Source organism: Pseudomonas sp. AFG_SD02_1510_Pfu_092 (assembly GCF_003331055.1).
Lineage (GTDB): Bacteria > Pseudomonadota > Gammaproteobacteria > Pseudomonadales > Pseudomonadaceae > Aquipseudomonas.
Genome location: NZ_PUQD01000084.1, coordinates 1 through 16,465, shown reverse-complemented (window position 1 = coordinate 16,465; position 16,465 = coordinate 1). Strand labels below are relative to the sequence as shown.

16 protein-coding genes and 1 pseudogene are annotated in these 16,465 nt (G+C 64.7%); 10 read left to right on the top strand and 7 right to left on the bottom strand.

The window, feature by feature from the left end:
* Positions 1-437 precede the first annotated feature (437 nt).
* The 5 genes from C6A77_RS23610 (at position 438) to C6A77_RS23590 (ending at position 7,442) form a co-directional block, all read left to right on the top strand.
* Positions 438-1,247, top strand: coding sequence for a type 1 glutamine amidotransferase (locus tag C6A77_RS23610; RefSeq protein WP_114171784.1), 810 nt, complete (start codon positions 438-440; stop codon positions 1,245-1,247).
* 418 nt (positions 1,248-1,665) lie between these two features.
* On the top strand, positions 1,666-2,577 hold the full coding sequence (gene kdgD, locus C6A77_RS23605) for a 5-dehydro-4-deoxyglucarate dehydratase (RefSeq protein ID WP_114171783.1): 912 nt from the start codon (positions 1,666-1,668) through the stop codon (positions 2,575-2,577).
* A 104-nt stretch (positions 2,578-2,681) separates the two neighbouring features.
* Positions 2,682-4,043 (top strand): MFS transporter, encoded by a 1,362-nt coding sequence (locus tag C6A77_RS23600; RefSeq protein ID WP_114171782.1) that lies wholly within the window; start codon positions 2,682-2,684, stop codon positions 4,041-4,043.
* A 75-nt stretch (positions 4,044-4,118) separates the two neighbouring features.
* Positions 4,119-5,672 carry a galactarate dehydratase gene (gene garD / locus C6A77_RS23595; RefSeq protein ID WP_114171781.1) on the top strand — a complete coding sequence of 518 codons (1,554 nt, stop codon included), beginning with the start codon at positions 4,119-4,121 and terminating at the stop codon, positions 5,670-5,672.
* A gap of 189 nt (positions 5,673-5,861) precedes the next feature.
* Positions 5,862-7,442 carry an aldehyde dehydrogenase (NADP(+)) gene (locus C6A77_RS23590; protein WP_114171780.1) on the top strand — a complete coding sequence of 527 codons (1,581 nt, stop codon included), beginning with the start codon at positions 5,862-5,864 and terminating at the stop codon, positions 7,440-7,442.
* Positions 7,443-7,464: 22 nt separating this feature from the next.
* Here C6A77_RS23590 and C6A77_RS23585 read toward each other — a convergent pair whose 3' ends face one another.
* Entirely contained in the window at positions 7,465-8,214 is a 750-nt protein-coding gene (locus C6A77_RS23585) for a FadR/GntR family transcriptional regulator (protein WP_114171779.1), read from the bottom strand.
* A gap of 172 nt (positions 8,215-8,386) precedes the next feature.
* Here C6A77_RS23585 and C6A77_RS23580 point away from each other — a divergent pair.
* Together C6A77_RS23580 and C6A77_RS23575 are read left to right on the top strand one after the other, a co-directional pair.
* Positions 8,387-8,706, top strand: a pseudogene (locus tag C6A77_RS23580) (hypothetical protein).
* A 74-nt stretch (positions 8,707-8,780) separates the two neighbouring features.
* Positions 8,781-9,110 (top strand): hypothetical protein, encoded by a 330-nt coding sequence (locus tag C6A77_RS23575; protein ID WP_114171778.1) that lies wholly within the window; start codon positions 8,781-8,783, stop codon positions 9,108-9,110.
* 188 nt (positions 9,111-9,298) lie between these two features.
* On the opposite strand, the gene C6A77_RS23570 is transcribed toward C6A77_RS23575, so the two are convergent.
* Together C6A77_RS23570 and C6A77_RS23565 are read right to left on the bottom strand one after the other, a co-directional pair.
* Entirely contained in the window at positions 9,299-10,219 is a 921-nt protein-coding gene (locus tag C6A77_RS23570) for a LysR family transcriptional regulator (RefSeq protein WP_114171777.1), read from the bottom strand.
* A gap of 27 nt (positions 10,220-10,246) precedes the next feature.
* On the bottom strand, positions 10,247-11,221 hold the full coding sequence (locus tag C6A77_RS23565; protein ID WP_114171776.1) for a quinone oxidoreductase: 975 nt from the start codon (positions 11,219-11,221) through the stop codon (positions 10,247-10,249).
* A gap of 177 nt (positions 11,222-11,398) precedes the next feature.
* On the opposite strand from C6A77_RS23565, the gene C6A77_RS23560 reads away from it, so the two are divergent.
* The gene (locus tag C6A77_RS23560) at positions 11,399-12,307 is read left to right on the top strand and encodes a LysR family transcriptional regulator (RefSeq protein ID WP_114171775.1); all 909 of its coding nucleotides are present in this window, start codon (positions 11,399-11,401) and stop codon (positions 12,305-12,307) included.
* Here the strand turns inward: C6A77_RS23560 and C6A77_RS23555 are convergent, their stop codons facing one another.
* From C6A77_RS23555 to C6A77_RS23540, 4 genes are all read right to left on the bottom strand, one after another.
* Entirely contained in the window at positions 12,308-12,826 is a 519-nt protein-coding gene (locus C6A77_RS23555) for a DMT family transporter (protein WP_114171774.1), read from the bottom strand.
* A gap of 163 nt (positions 12,827-12,989) precedes the next feature.
* Positions 12,990-13,571, bottom strand: a complete 582-nt coding sequence (locus C6A77_RS23550) for a hypothetical protein (RefSeq protein WP_114171773.1) — start codon at positions 13,569-13,571, stop codon at positions 12,990-12,992.
* 115 nt (positions 13,572-13,686) lie between these two features.
* Entirely contained in the window at positions 13,687-14,979 is a 1,293-nt protein-coding gene (locus tag C6A77_RS23545; RefSeq protein WP_114171772.1) for a sorbosone dehydrogenase family protein, read from the bottom strand.
* Positions 14,976-15,404: a DUF2231 domain-containing protein gene (locus C6A77_RS23540; RefSeq protein WP_114171771.1), complete on the bottom strand. Its 429-nt coding sequence runs from the start codon at positions 15,402-15,404 to the stop codon at positions 14,976-14,978. The genes C6A77_RS23545 and C6A77_RS23540 overlap by 4 nt, the downstream gene beginning before the upstream one ends.
* Positions 15,405-15,568: 164 nt before the next feature.
* Here C6A77_RS23540 and C6A77_RS23535 point away from each other — a divergent pair, with 164 nt between their 5' ends.
* Positions 15,569-15,868, top strand: coding sequence for a hypothetical protein (locus C6A77_RS23535; RefSeq protein WP_114171770.1), 300 nt, complete (start codon positions 15,569-15,571; stop codon positions 15,866-15,868).
* Positions 15,869-16,238: 370 nt separating this feature from the next.
* Positions 16,239-16,465: toxin VasX (locus tag C6A77_RS23530; protein WP_193901369.1), on the top strand; the 227-nt coding region annotated here is incomplete at its 3' end.

Below are 16,465 nucleotides of genomic sequence, written 5' to 3'. Positions count from 1 at the left end.
GCCCTGATGAAAAATCAGGACGAATACGTCACCAAAGGCGGGAAACTGGCTTGCTGAAAACCATAGAATCTCCCACAGGGCCACCTCAAACCTGTGGGAGCGGGCACGCCCGCGAAAAGGCCAACACAGCACCACCTTCATTGCACCGCTGCAAAGACCCAACTGCATCGTTAAATATTATTGACCACCACCCCCGTCAAACCCTCGCCGCTACAGGCCCGCATCGGTTTAACCCTACAAAAACCGGCGCATTCCCGCCCTCAAAGCCCGCTCCAGTCGTTTGACATATCGAACGGCTCTGGCAAGCTATCTACAAGCCCCGACCGGCATCGTCGCCTCCGACGAGCCGGCAGTGCTCGGGGCTACAGGTTGCACCCATGGCCCCGCGCCGTGCGCCTGCACAACAACGACAGGTCGAACCTGTCCCAAGGTGACATATGTCCAACAGCAACATTGGCAACAAGCAACCCGCCCTGCGCAAACCCGTCGTCCTGATGACCATGGGCAGCCAAGAGCGCAAAGGCCATGACTATCAGGTCATGACCCACAAATACATCACCCCGCTGGTCGAGTTCGCCGATTGCGTCCCGGTGCTGGTGCCCACCTGCTGCGGCACCGAAGACCTCGAGACCTATCTGGACATGGCCGACGGCGTATACCTGACCGGCGCCGGCAGCAACATCGACCCGGCCCTGTACGGCCAGGAGAACCAGACCCCCGGCAAAGGCCAGGACCAAAACCGCGACCTGTTCGACATCCCGCTGGTCAAGGCGGCGATCAAGCGTGGCCTGCCTATTTTCGGCATCTGCCGCGGCATGCAGGAAATCAACGTGGCGCTGGGTGGCGACATCTACCAGAAGGTGTATGCCGAGCCTGGCTTCAACGACCACCGGGAAAACCCGGAAGACCCGGTCGAGGTGCAATACGCCCAGGTGCACGGGGTGAAGATCAAGCCAGGCAGCTGGCTGCGTGACACCCTGGGGACCGACGAAATTCGCGTCAACTCGCTGCACGGCCAGGGGCTGCACAAGCTTGGCGCCGGCATCGAGGCCATCGCCCACGCCGAAGACGGCCTGGTCGAGGCGATTCATGCGCCGAGCATTTCGCCGTTCCTGTTCGCCGTGCAGTGGCACCCGGAGTGGCAAGCAGCGCAGAACCCGGATTCGATCAGGATCTTCCAGGCGTTCGGTGATGCATGCCGGGCCCAGGTACGCAAGGCGCAGATCAACCGCCAGCACGCTGCCTGACCTTCAGTTTCCTCTGCTTTGATCGCGGGGCGGCGCAAGGCCGCCCCCGTTTCCTCCGGTCACCCTCTGCTGGTCCCAGAATCCTCCTGTGGAAACGGGCGGCGGGCTTGTGCCTGTCTCCGCGATCGTTTTTTCTTCCCCGCTAAGAGATACGATGACTGATTGCGGATTATCCGCCATCTGTCGTTGTCGCCTGTGCGGGCCTCTTCGCGGGCATGCCCGCTCCCACAGGATCTCCACGCACCATGTGGGAGCGGGCGCGCCCGCGAAGAGGCCAGAATAGGCAATACCACCTCACCCCTCCCCATCCCATCCCGAAAAAACTCATAAGGGACTAGTCATTACTCAAGTTGTACGATAACTTACTTCAAGCGCAGAACCACACCCTTCACCCAAGCGCCACAGGATGCTTACAACAATGACTCCACAAGAACTGAAATCCATCCTCTCCCACGGCCTGCTGTCTTTCCCGGTCACCGACTTCAACGCCCAGGGCGACTTCAACCCGGCTGGCTACCGCAAGCGCCTGGAATGGCTCGCCCCTTATGGCGCCAGCGCCCTGTTCGCCGCCGGTGGTACCGGTGAGTTCTTCTCGCTGGCCGCCAGCGAGTACAGCCAGGTAATCAAGACCGCCGTCGACACCTGCGCCACCTCGGTACCGATCCTCGCCGGCGTCGGCGGCGCCACCCGCCAGGCCATCGAGTACGCGCAGGAAGCCGAGCGCCTGGGTGCCAAGGGCCTGCTGCTGCTGCCGCACTACCTGACCGAAGCCAGCCAGGACGGCGTCGCCGCCCATGTCGAGGCCGTGTGCAAATCGGTGAACATTGGCGTGGTGGTCTACAACCGCAACGTCTGCCGCCTGAACGCCGACCTGCTGGAAAAACTGGCCGAGCGCTGCCCGAACCTGATCGGCTACAAGGATGGCCTGGGTGATATCGAGCTGATGGTGTCGATCCGTCGCCGCCTGGGCGAGCGTTTCAGCTACCTGGGCGGCCTGCCGACTGCCGAGGTGTATGCTGCTGCCTACAAGGCCCTGGGTGTGCCGGTGTACTCCTCGGCCGTGTTCAACTTCGTGCCGAAGACCGCCATGGACTTCTACAACGCCGTCGCCCGCGATGACCACGCCACTGTAGCCAGGCTGATCGACGATTTCTTCCTGCCGTACCTGGATATTCGCAACCGCAAGGCCGGCTACGCCGTGAGCATCGTCAAGGCCGGCGCCAAGATCGCCGGCCACGACGCCGGCCCGGTGCGTACCCCGCTGACCGACCTCAGCGCCGAAGAGTACGAAATGCTCGCCGCGCTGATGGACAAGATGGGCCCGCAGTAAGCGCTGCCCGCGGCCTGCCACGCGCCGCGCCCGGAGTGGGCCTGCCCCGCTCCGTTACACATTCCTGAGCCCGCACAAAAATAACTAGTGGGAGTACAACCAGCATGCAAGCGAGCAAGAAAACGCATGTGCGCTACCTGATCCTGTTCATGCTGTTTCTGGTGACCACGATCAACTATGCCGACCGCGCCACCATCGCCATCGCAGGCTCCAGCCTGCAGAAAGACCTCGGCATCGACGCCGTCACCCTCGGTTATATTTTTTCCGCCTTCGGCTGGGCGTACGTGGCTGGCCAGATTCCCGGTGGCTGGCTGCTCGACCGCTTCGGTTCCAAGAAGGTCTACGCCGTCAGCATCTTCACCTGGTCGCTGTTCACCCTGCTGCAGGGCTTTGTCGGTGGCCTGCCGGTCGCCTGGGCGGTGGTCACCCTGTTCACTTTGCGCTTTCTGGTCGGTTTCGCCGAAGCCCCGTCGTTCCCGGGTAACGCGCGTATCGTCGCGGCCTGGTTCCCGACCCAGGAACGCGGCACCGCGTCGGCCATCTTCAACTCGGCGCAGTACTTCGCCACCGCCCTGTTCGCCCCGATCATGGGCTGGATCGTGTTCAGCTTCGGCTGGGAGCACGTGTTCGTGGTCATGGGTGCGCTGGGCATCGTGTTCTCCATGGTCTGGCTGAAAACCATTTACAACCCCCGCCAACACCCGCGCATCAGCCCGGGCGAGCTCGCACACATCGAGCACAACGGTGGCCTGGTGGACATGGACCAGAAGCGCGGCAACGACGGCCCGAAATGGGCCTACGTCAAGCAGCTGCTGAGTAGCCGCATGCTGCTCGGTGTGTACCTGGGCCAGTACTGCATCAACGCCATCACCTACTTCTTCCTCACCTGGTTCCCGGTGTACCTGGTGCAGGAGCGCGGCATGACCATCCTCAAGGCCGGTTTCATCGCCTCGCTGCCGGCGGTGTGCGGCTTCATCGGTGGCGTGCTGGGCGGGGTGATCTCCGACTGGCTGCTGCGCCGCGGCAACTCGCTGACCTTCTCGCGCAAGCTGCCGATCGTCTGCGGCCTGCTGCTGTCGACCAGCATGGTGTTCTGCAACTACGTCGAGGCCGAGTGGATGGTGGTCGGCTTCATGACCCTGGCGTTCTTCGGCAAGGGCATCGGCGCGCTGGGCTGGGCGGTGGTCGCCGACACCTCGCCCAAGCAGATTGCCGGGCTGTCCGGCGGCCTGTTCAACACCTTCGGCAACATCGCCTCGATCACCACGCCGATCGTCATCGGCTACATCATCAGCGCCACCGGCTCTTTCAAGTGGGCCCTGGTGTATGTGGGCGCCAACGCCCTGGTGGCGGTGTTCAGCTACCTGGTGATCGTCGGCCCGATCAAGCGTATCGAGCTGCGTGAAAGCGCAAAGCCTGACGCCGAGCCGGCCGCCAGCGGCGAACTGGCCAGCGCGCGCCACTGAGAGCACGCCCGCGCCAGTTGACCCTGCGCGGGCGGATGTAGAAAAAGCCTGAGAACCTGACAGATAGGCCCGACCATGCAGTTGATCGAACATTCCGACTCGCCCCGCTACGTCCGCCTGCACCAAGACGACAACGTCGTGGTCGTGGTCAACGACGGTGGCCTGGGCGAAGGCGCCCGCTTCGCCGACGGCCTGACCCTGGTCGAAGGCGTGCCGCAAAGCCACAAGGTCGCCAGCGTGGCCATCGCCAAGGGCGAGCCGGTACGCCGCTACGGGCAAATCATCGGCTATGCGCTGGAAGACCTGCGCCAGGGCAGCTGGGTACAGGAAAGCCAACTGGCCATGCCTGCTGCCCCGGCGCTCGACAGCCTGCCGCGCTGCAATGCCGTGCCACAGCCACTGCCGCCACTGGCAGGCTTCACCTTCGAAGGCTACCGCAACGCCGACGGCACGGTCGGCACGCGCAATATCCTCGGCATCACCACCACCGTGCAGTGCGTGGCCGGCGTGCTGGAGCATGCGGTCAAGCGCATACGCGGCGAGCTGCTGCCCAAATACCCCAACGTCGATGATGTGGTAGCCATCACCCACAGCTATGGCTGCGGTGTGGCGATCAACGCCCGCGACGCCTATATCCCGATCCGCACCGTGCGCAACCTGGCGCGCAACCCCAACCTCGGCGGCGAGGCACTGGTGATCAGCCTGGGGTGCGAAAAACTCCAGGCCGGCCAGGTGATGCACGACAACGACCCCTCGGTGGACCTCAGCGAGCCGTGGCTGTACCGGCTGCAGGACGCCAGCCTGGGCTTTGCGGAAATGATCGGGCAGATCATGGCGCTGGCCGAAACCCGCCTGCACAAGCTTGACCAGCGCCGCCGCGAAAGCGTGCCGGCCAGCGAACTGATCCTGGGCATGCAGTGCGGTGGCAGCGATGCCTTTTCCGGCATCACCGCCAACCCGGCACTGGGCTATGCCGCCGACCTGCTGGTACGCGCCGGCGCCACCGTGCTGTTCTCGGAAGTGACCGAGGTGCGCGACGCCATCTACATGCTCACGTCGCGCGCAGAAAACCAGCAAGTCGCAGACGCCCTGGTGCGCGAAATGGACTGGTACGACCGCTACCTGCAGCAGGGTGCCGCCGACCGCAGCGCCAACACCACCCCGGGCAACAAGAAAGGCGGCCTGTCGAACATCGTCGAGAAGTCGCTGGGGTCGATCGTCAAGTCCGGCAGCGGCGCCATTCAGGGCGTGCTCGGCCCGGGCGAACGGGTCAACCGCAAAGGCCTGATCTTCTGCGCCACCCCGGCCAGCGACTTTGTCTGCGGCACCCTGCAACTGGCTGCCGGCATGAACCTGCACGTGTTCACCACCGGCCGCGGCACCCCGTACGGCCTGGCGATGGCGCCTGTGGTCAAGGTGTGCACCCGCAGCGAGCTGGCCCAGCGCTGGCCCGACCTGATCGACATCGACGCCGGGCGCATCGCCAGCGGCCGCGCGAGCATCGAGGAACTGGGCTGGGAGCTGTTCCACTATTACCTGGACGTGGCCAGCGGCCGCCGGCAGACCTGGGCCGAGCAGCACCGGCTGCACAACGACATCACCCTGTTCAACCCGGCGCCGATTACCTGATGCCCTGGGCTTGTCCGGTTTCCCGAGATGTCGCAATCCCTGTGGGAGCGGGTTCACCCGCGAACACCGGCGAAGCCGGTGCCAGGCACCGCGCTGGATTCTTCGCGGGTAAACCCGCTCCCACAGGGGCTGCGGTCCAGCTCGAATGAGTTTCACCCTTTCCTCCCTCAAGCCACCAGGAGCACCCCCATGCCTGAAATCCTCGGCCACAACTTCATCGCCGGCCAGCGCAGCGCCGCTGGCTCGCAGCGCCTGCAGAGCCTGGACGCCAGCACTGGCGAAGCCCTGCCCTACAGCTTCGCCCAGGCCACCGAAGGCGAAGTGGACCAGGCCGCCACAGCTGCCGCCGCCGCCTTCAGCGAATTCCGCCAGCTGGCCCCGGCACGGCGTGCCGAGTTCCTCGACGCCATTGCTGCCGAACTGGACGAACTGGACGACGCCTTCGTTGCCATCGTCTGCCGCGAAACCGCGCTGCCCAGCGCCCGCATCCAGGGCGAGCGCGGCCGCACCAGCGGCCAGATGCGCCTGTTCGCCGAGGTGTTGCGCCGTGGCGACTTCCTGGGTGCGCGCATCGACCTGGCGCTGCCGCAACGCCAACCCCTGCCGCGCACTGACCTGCGCCAGATGCGCATCGGCGTCGGCCCGGTCGCCGTGTTTGGTGCCAGCAACTTTCCGCTGGCCTTCTCCACCGCCGGCGGCGACACCGCAGCCGCCCTGGCCGCCGGTTGCCCGGTGGTGTTCAAGGCGCACAGCGGCCACATGGCCACTGCCGACCTGGTCGCCTGCGCCATCCAGCGCGCTGCCGAGCGCACCGGCATGCCCAAGGGCGTGTTCAACATGGTCTTCGGTGGCGGCGTCGGCGAGTGGCTGGTCAAGCACCCGGCCATCCAGGCCGTGGGCTTTACCGGTTCGCTGAAAGGCGGTGATGCCCTGTGCCGCATGGCGGCCGAGCGCCCCCAGCCGATCCCGGTGTTCGCCGAGATGTCGAGCATCAACCCGGTGATCATCCTGCCCGGCGCCCTGGCCAAGCGTGGCGAGGCCATCGCCCGTGAGCTGGCCGGCTCGGTGTGCCTGGGCGCCGGCCAGTTCTGCACCAACCCGGGGCTGGTGATCGGCCTGCAATCGCCGCAGTACAGCCAGCTGCTGGCCGCGCTTGGTCAGCACCTGCAGCAACAGGCCGGCCAGACCCTGCTCAACGCCGGCGGCCTGCGCAGCTATGTCGCGGGCCTGGAGCACCTGCATGCACATGCCGGTATCCAGCACCTGGCCGGCCAGACGCAGGCAGGCGGCCAGGCCCATGCCCAGTTGTTCAAGGCCGATGCCCGGCTGTTGCTGGCGGCCGAGCCGCTGCTGCAGGAAGAAGTGTTCGGCCCGACCACCGTTGCGGTGGAGGTACAGGACGACGACCAACTGCGCGCCGCCCTGCGCGGCCTGCGCGGCCAGTTGACCGCCACCCTGATCGGCGAGCCGGAAGACCTGCAGGCCTACGCCTGGCTGGTCCCGTTGCTGGAAGAGAAAGTCGGACGGATTCTGCTCAACGGCTACCCGACCGGTGTCGAAGTGTGTGATGCGATGGTGCACGGTGGGCCGTACCCGGCGACTTCGGACGCGCGCGGCACCTCGGTCGGCAGCCTGGCCATCGATCGCTTCCTGCGCCCGGTGTGTTACCAGAACTACCCGCAGGCGCTGTTGCCCGAGGCGTTGCGTGATGGCAACCCGCTGGGGCTGCGCCGCTTGGTGAATGGGCAGTGGCGTGGGGGGGCGATCTGATCGCCCCTTGCAAACAGCGTCCTCAGGCCCCCTGCGCCTCGGCCTCTTCATGGGCCTGGCGCAAGCGCTCGCGGCTGTTGCTCAGGTGCATGCGCATGGCCATCTTCGCCCCTTCGCTGTCGCACCGGGCAATGGCTTCGTAGATCGCTTCGTGCTCATGCCGCAGGCGGCCCATGTAGTGCGCCTGGTCATCATGGGCCAGGCGCGCGGAATTCAGCCGGGTACGCGGGATGATACTGGTGCCCAGGTGGTCGATGATGTCGGCGAAGTAATGGTTGCCGCTGGCCTGGGCGATGCGCAGGTGGAACTGGAAGTCCGCCGACACCGCATCGCTGGCATGGGCGGCGCCTTCGTTCAGTTCATCCAGCGCTGCACGCATGCCGGCAAGTTGCTCATCGCTGCGCCGCTGCGCCGCCAGGCCCGCCGACTCGATCTCCAGGGCAATGCGCAATTCCAGCACTGCCAGCACTTCACGCAGGGTGACCACGGTCGCCGGGTCGATGCGCAAGCCACCCGTGGCCGGCGCGTCCAGCACGAAGGTGCCGATGCCGTGGCGGGTCTCGACCTGCCCGGCAGCCTGCAGCCGCGAGATCGCTTCACGCACCACCGTGCGGCTGACGCCCTCTTCGGCCATGATCTGCGACTCGGTCGGCAGCTTGTCGCCGCGCTTGAGCTGGCCGCTGCGAATGCGCTCGGTCAGCACCGTGACCAGTTCCTGGGCCAGACTGCGCGGCTTGCGCCGGGTTCTGGCCTGTACCTGCTGCTCTGTCATCGCCCTGTATTTCACCTTGAAAGACAGCGCTCATCATAGCGCAAGCAGTTGTACGATCACATACACCGCGTGCGGTATTTCACAGGGCGGGAAAACGCCGCAAGTGCTGGCCCGAAGCCTGCGCCTGCCTGTACTGTGCGGCTTCACGCTATCCATGGAAGGACGCCAGAGCATGAAGACCCTCGACCGCCTGTTGCTCGCCAGCGGCTTGCTGATCCCCCTCTGGCTGTTGGCCGGCGTATGGGTCACCGCCCTGGCCTACCCAGGCTACGACCACCTGCAACAGGCCAGACTTTTGCGCGGGTGCCCCTGGTCTGCGTGATCCTGGCGATCGTCACTGTCGTGCTCACGGGCCAGGCGGCAAAGAGCGGCCAGCTGTTCGGCCTGTACCAACGCCTGAACTATGGCGTGGGTGTGCTGTGGATCGCCAGCCTGGCCTGGATCAGCCTGCGCACGCCAGCCGTCGGCACGTTGCGCACGGCCGCGATTTGACAGCAAATTGCTGGCCCCCAACATCCTCCAGCGAAGGCAAACTCTGTTTTCCTTCAGATGCTTAGGACAGCAACATGCGAGTACTTCTAGCAATGATGGCCGGCTGCCTGCTGGCCACGCTCGCTTTCGGCGCCCAGGCACGGGCGCTGAGCCAGAATGATCGCCACACATGCGGCTGGGGCGCACAGATCGCCGCCGAGGCCCAGCAAGCCAAGCTTTCCGGGGTCACCCTGTATGCCACACGCAAGAAGCTGCAGGTTCGCAAATTCCCCAAACCGTGGATGCGCATGACCGCCTTTGGCATTACCGAGCAGACCTATAACAGCCGCTCGCGGCTCAAGCCAGCGGCGATCAGGCAGACGTACTATGAGCAGTGTGTTCAGCATGCTGTCGCTAAGCGATAAATCGTTTTTAATCATGCGCTTATGATTAGAAGTTAAAGTGCTTAAGCCTATACGTTGTTCCGCTCAGCTATAGCGTGAGCCGGGCCTGAGCCGCCCCCTGTGGGCAAGCCCGCGAAGCAGGCGAACGCGGTGGATGGGCACGGGCTTCGCCCATATTCGCGGGCATGCCCGCTCCCACAGGGATCGCATCAGCGGCGCCAGGGGGCACCGCTTTCGAAGCGTGCTTCCAGCCAGGCTTTGAAGGCCCCCAAGGCAGCCGAGTTGAGGCGCGCGCTCGGCCGAACCAGGTAAATGCCCGCCGCCACGTCCAGCTGCCATGCCGGCAGCACCCGTGTCAGGCGGCCGCTGGCCAAGTCGTCGCCCATCAACCAGTCCCCTCCAGCCAGAATCCCCACGCCGCGCCGCGCCGCCTCCAGCAGGGCTTCGTTGTCATTGCTGCGCAGGCTGCCGGCCACCTTCACGCTCACGTGCTGCCCGCCACTCATCAGCCGCCATTCAGGAAAGCTTCGCAAACCACTGAATCCTAAACAATTATGTGCAGACAAATCCTCCGGTTGCACGGGTACACCGTGCCGGGCCAAGTACTCAGGCGAGGCACACAGGATGCGCAAGTGCTCGCACAGCTTGCTGGCCACCAGGCGGTTGTCGGCCAGCTCGCCAATGCGGATGGCGGCATCGAAACCTTCACCGATCAGGTCGACGAAACGATCGGCGTATTCGACGTCCACCACCACCTGCGGGTAGGCCAGCACGAACTCGGCGAGCATCCCGCTCAACCAGCGCCGCCCCATGGCTGCCGGCAACGCCAGGCGCAGGCGCCCACGAACCGTCGCCGCGCCTTCGGCCGCCTCCTGTTCCGCCTCGGCGATCAGCCGGTTGGCCGCACCGACCTTGTTCACCAGCCGCTCGCCTTCATCGGTGAAACGCAGTTGCCGGGTGCTGCGCTCCACCAGGCGAATGCCCAGTCGCGCTTCCAGTGCGCTCAGGCGCTTCGACAGCACCGTGGGGTGGCGTTCCAGTTGCCGCCCGGCAGCGGCAAACGAGCCCTGCTCGTGCAGGGCCAACAAGGTGGCAAGTTCATCGGCGCGGCGGCTGTCGAAGGCATCCATGGCAAGGCTCGGCTATGAGAAAAGGCATCAGGCAGTGAGGACCAACGCGCCCTCCGACCGGCCCTGCTCCAGGTCCAAATGGGCCCTGGCCGCTTCGGCCAGCGGGTAGCGACGCCAGACCCGAGGCTGGATGATACCTTCGGCGACCGCTGCCAGCACATCGGCCGCGCGCTGTTGATATTCCTCGACCGTGCGGGTGTGCGCTGCCAGCGACGGCCGGGTCAGGTACAGCGAACCCTTGGCGTTGAGCGTGGCCACCTCGATGGCCGCCGGTGCGCCGGAAGTGCCGGCGAACGACACCAGCAGGCCACGCACCCGCAAGCTGTCCAGCGAGGCTTCCAGCGACGCCTTGCCTACGCAGTCGTAGGCCACGTCCACGCCTTGCCCGTGGGTCAGTTCGCGTACCTGGTGGGCCAGGTTTGCCGCATCGAATACCAGCACATGATGGCAGCCAGCCGCCTGGGCCCTTGCCACGCTTTGCGGGCGCGACACCACGCCGATCACCGTCGCCCCCAGGTGCCGCGCCCAAGGCACCATCAGCTGGCCCAAGGCACCGGCCGCGCCGTACAACAGCACCTGGCTACCCGGCCCAACGGCAAAGGTGGTTTTCAACAGGTACTGCGCGGTGATGCCCTTGAACAGCACGGCTGCGGCCGCCTCGTCATCCAGCTGCGGCGGTAGCTTGACCAGGCGATCGGCCGGAAACAGCCGGCCGCTGGCATAGGCGCCAACCGGCCCCATTGCATAAGCAACCCGGTCGCCCACCTGCACGTTACACACGCCGTCACCGACCAGCGTCACCCGGCCGGCACCTTCCAGGCCCAGGCCGGACGGCAATGCCAGCGCCGCCCCGCCCTTGCGCTGCAGCACATCCAGTGGGTTCACGCCGATAGCCGTCTGCTCCAACCAGACCTGGCCCGGCCCTGGAGGCTGTGCCTGTAGCTGTTCGAGCTGCATGACGTCGGCGGTGCCGGTGCGAGTGAGAATGATGCGGGTAGCCATGATCGAATCCTCCTGGGTGAGTGTTCGAGTCAGGCTAATCAGCTAGGAAAAATTGAACAATCAGGCTGGATGCAGATGATTTCTGCATCCTGTGCAGCAATGGCAGGCGAGCGCTGCCAGCTGGGGTATTTGCTAAGCTGATGAGCCACTGCGGACTGGACCAAGGCCATTCACCCCATGGATGAACTGCGCAAGATCGACCTCAACCTGCTACTCGCCCTGCACGCCCTGCTGAGCGAAAAGCACGTGACCCGGGCCGCGCTGCGCCTGCACCGCAGCCAACCTGCGGTCAGCCACGCCCTGGCACAGCTGCGCAAGCATTTCGACGACCCCTTGCTGGTACGCCAGAACGGGCGCATGGCGCTGACCACCCGCGCGCAGTCGCTGGCCGGGCCGCTGCAGGACGCCCTGGGCAACCTCAACGGCCTGCTGGCCACGCCGCAGTTCGACCCGGCCAAGGCCCAGCGGCGCTTCAGGCTGTCGCTGTCCGACTACTCGTCGCGGATCATCCTGCCACCGCTGCTGCGCCATCTGCGCCAGGTCGCGCCCGGTGTGGACCTGGCCATCAGCCAGGCCAGCCGTGAAACCATGCTGGCGCAGTTGCTCGACGGTGAGCTGGACCTGGCCTTGGGCATCTTCCCGGAACTGCCCCAGGCGATAACCGCCCAGCCGCTGTTCGCCGACAACTTCGTCAGCGTGGCCGATAGCCAGGTGCTGCCGGCCAGCGGCGGCCTGGCCCTGGCCGATTGGCTGGATCGGCCGCATGTATTGATGGCCATGCGCCCGGATGCCTTCGATGAAATCGAGCGCGCCCTGGCCGCCCAGGGCCTGCGCCGGCGGATCGCCTTGGCCTTGCCGCACTGGAGCGCGGCGCTCGAGGTGCTGGCCGGCACCGACCTGATCCTGACCGTGGCCAGCCGCGCAGTAGGTTCGCTGCGCCAGCACCCGACTTTGCGCCAGTTCGAGCCGCCGCTGGCGATCCCTGCATTCGACTACCAGCAAGCCTGGCACCACCGCAAGGACGGCGACCCCGGGCATCGCTGGCTACGTGAAACCGTATGGGCCTGCAGCCAGCCGGCGGGCTGATCAGCCCTCGGGCTGCTTCACCACGGTTGCGGCAGTGGCTGGCGTGTCCGCTGCCCAAGTACCTTGCACCAGCAGCACGCCGCACAGGATCAGCACCACACCCGCCAGCCTGGCCAGGTTGAGTGGTTTGCCGCCCAGCCCCATCACCCCGAAATGGTCAGCGACCACCGCCGTGATGATCTGCCCCGCCACCACCAGCACCAGGAACCCCGCCGCCCCCAGCCTGGGCGTCAGCGCAGCGGCAGCGGCCACGTACAGCGCGCCCAGCACACCGCCCACCCACAACCACCATGGCCCTTGCAAGGCCTTGCCCATGTCCGGTGCCGGTACCCTGAGCACCAGCAGCGCCGCGATCACCACCAGCGAACTCACCGTCAACGAGGTGAATGCGCCCCACAACCAGTGCCCCAGCGCCCGGCCGACGGCGGCATTACCCGCGGCCTGGAACGGCAGCACCGCACCGGCCAGCAATGCCAGGACAAAGGGGAGCACCACAAGGCACAGGGTTTTGCTGAACATGACCGTCCTCCTTCGCGTCGGATATTCAGGCGATGATGGGCTAATTCTCGTTATCTATAGAAATTGAAAGTGTGCACTCGCGTCATTCGCCATATGGATAACCGTTAACGTCATTGGGGCTGCCAGGCAGCCCCTTCGGTTAATAGAGAGGAATCGACAGGGGTCAGCGCGAGGTTTCGACACGCAGTACTTCGGTGTAGATCGCGTCGACCGTCTGGCCGACCTTGAGGTTCTTCATGCGCGCCTGCAGGTCAGGGTTCTCGACCTTGACCACTTGCAGCTTGCCCTCCGGTGGCAGCAGGCTCACCTCGTGCGTCTTGAGATCGATCTTCTTGATCTGCGAGGTCACCTTGACCTGGCGGAACGCCTCGCCGCCCGGGTTGGGGTTGTCTGCCGTCGCGCGGATGCTCCCGGATTCATCCGTCGCCTTCGGCGCCCCGCCGACTTCGGGGTTCAGCACATAGGCCACCGCACGGGTCACATAGATGTCGACCTGGTCGCCCACCTTGAGGTTTGGCAGCGCCTTGGCCTTTTCCGTTAGCTGGAAGGTCACGTCTTTCGTTTCATCGGGGCCTTTCACCGTCACTTGGCGGCTGGCCAGGTCGATGGCCGTGACCTGCGTGGTGACATGGCTTTCCAAGGCCTCGCTGCCGATAGGAATACCGGCAGCCTGCACCGCGAAGGCAGCAGTGGACGCCAGTGTGGCAACGGCAACAGCACGAGCGAGAGAGCGAATTGCATTCATAGGCCTGCTTCCCTGTAATCAAGACCGAATAGGCGCGCGAAATGTTCACGCGCCAACAAGCATAGCCGGTACCCGCCACCTTGCTGGCCTGAGCCGCGCCCAGGCCAGCGATCACTCAGCGGTTACGTGTCACCCGCCACACCGTGTTCGCCAGGTCGTCGGCGATGATCAGCGCACCACGCGGATCGACCGTCACCCCCACTGGCCGCCCACGGGTCTTGCCATCTGCATCGCGAAAGCCGGTGGCGAAGTCGATCGGCTGGCCGGCCGGCTTGCCATTGCTGAACGGTACGAAGATCACCTTGTAGCCCACCGGGTTTGGCCGGTTCCAGCTCCCGTGCTGGCCCACGAACACGCCATCGGTAAAGCCCTCACCCATGGCCGGCAGCGAAAAGTCGACACCCAGTGCAGCGACGTGCGAACCCAGGCTGTAATCCGGCTTGATCGCCGCCGCCACCTTGTCCGGGTTCTGCGGCCGAACCCGCTCATCCACATGCTGGCCCCAGTAGCTGTAGGGCCAGCCATAGAAGCCGCCCTCACGCACCGATGTGAGGTAGTCCGGCACCAGGTCGGGCCCCAGCTCATCGCGTTCGTTGACCACCGCCCACAACTGGCCGGTCTGCGGCTGCACGGTCAATGCGGTCGGGTTGCGCAGGCCAGTGGCATAAGGCCGGTGCGCCCCTGTTTCAGCATCGACCTGCCAGACCATGGCGCGGTCGCTTTCCACCTCCAGCCCGCGCTCGGTGATGTTGCTGTTCGAGCCGATGCCGACATACAGATAACGTCCATCCGGGCTGATGGTCAGCGCCTTGGTCCAGTGGTGGTTGATCTGTGCCGGCAGGTCGGTAACCTTTTTCGGCGGGCCGTCGGCCTGGGTCTGGCCGTCCTTGTAGTCGAAGCGCACCAGCGCATCCTGGTTGGCCACATACAGTTTGCCGTCGGCAAAGGCCAGGCCATAGGGCGCATTGAGGTTTTCCGCAAACACCGTCTGCATCTCGTAACGGCCATCACCATCGGCATCGCGCAGCAATGTCAGGCGGTTACCGCCCTTGACCTGAGTGTTGCCCTTGGCCTTGATCTGACTGGCGATCACATCCTTGGGCTTGAGCTTGGGAGCGCTGCCGCCACGGCCTTCGGCCACCAGAATGTCGCCATTGGGCAGCACCAGGCTCTGCCGTGGAATTTTCAGGTCGGTGGCGATGGCGGTAACGCTGAAGCCTGCGGGCACGGTCGGTTTCTGCTCGCCCCAGGCAGCCGGCTGGGCAATCTTCATGCTCGGCAGCAGACCGCGTTGCGGCGCAGGCAGGTTTGGCTCCGGGCCAACGGCCTGGTTCGGTTCGCCGTCGCCCCCACAGGCGCTCAACAGCAGCGCCACGCTCAGCAGGCTCACCCCATGCAAAGGCCTCATGCCACACCTCCCGAACGCAGGTTGCTCAAACCGATCCAGGCAGCGACCAGCGCCAGCGCGCTCACCAGCACCGACAGCACCAGCCCCGAGGGCATGATCGCCCAGGCGTCCTTGGCGTGTTCGAAGGCATTGATCAGCCCAAGCCCCCAGGTCACCAGCAGCAGCACGAAGTACAACGCCGGGCGCCCGCCCTTGCGCTCGGCGCGAATCAGGTTGGCCAACGCGAACAACAGCGTCAGCCCACAGAACAGCAGCCCCCCGGCGATCAGCCAGGCGGCGAAGTTGCTCCACTGGACCTGGTAGCTGTTGTAGTAGGCGACGTCGCTCAGCAGCGCGCCCAGGAACAACGGCACGCTGCCCGCCAACAACAAGGCGTGTAACGGGCTGGGGGTGCAGCGATAGACAGTTTGATCAGATACGGTCACGGTGCCTCCTTTTCATTCAGTGACCCGGGGCTGATGGGCCTGTGCCATCAGCCGCGCGCAGGGTGCGCTTAGCAAAGGAGCCCCGTGACCAGGCGATAGTTCACCGCCTGGCTGGAATGAAATATCCTGCAAGGCATACATCGCCCCGAGCAGAAGGTGGTCACATGTGCAGCCTACCGATTCGCCCGAACGCCTCCTGGGCGCTGACCACTCTGCTCACCCTCTGCCTGGCGCTCACCGCGGGTTGCTCCAGCAAAACCGGCAAGGCCCGATACGCCACGCCGGTGACGGGTTCCAATTGCTTCGCCAAAGCCGTGCCCACGAGCGGCGAAGGCGGCCTGGCCTGGGGCAATACCTTGAGCGTTGCGCGGCAGAAATCCATGAATAACTGCATACGCTATGCGAGCCGCTCGGGAGGCACACCGCGAACTTGCCAGGTGGTGATGGCGAAGTGCAAGGACTGAAGTGCGTATTCCGAATTATAAGTAGGATATTCCCTACAACTTAATTGAAACTTTCAACATATAAATTAGCGCCGGCAGACATCAAGTAACCATAAATAATTTTTTACACTTTCCGCCTCGACTATGAAGTGGATTACGAGGCATCGTTTTTCACTCACCCCCATCAAACAAATGCTTTTCTTACTGTGCTACGCGCTTCGGATCCTCTCCAGATCAAGCGTGCAATCTGCAGCGCGAATTGCCTGACCAAACCGAAACACCAACACTTCCGGAAAGTGTCAGCCATCCGATATTTCAGTCTTTTCAGTACTGGAACAGGCCGCTTTACGCCTAGGGTCCGAAAAGGCTGCTCTCTGAGCAAGGAGCTCGCATGAGCAATGCCTCTGTCAGCAGCGCCACCTCAGGCCCTGCCTGTAGCGCCCGCATCCCCATCCTGCCGGTGCGCTACGCCATCGTCCCACGCACCGGCGACATGCCCGCGTGCCGTTATGCCGATGCAGGCTTCAACCTGGAACAGGGTTTCGGGCCGCTGCACCATTCCGCCTACACCCTGCGCGCGCTGCGCCCGGGCTATGTCTACGTGTTCATGCAAGGCCC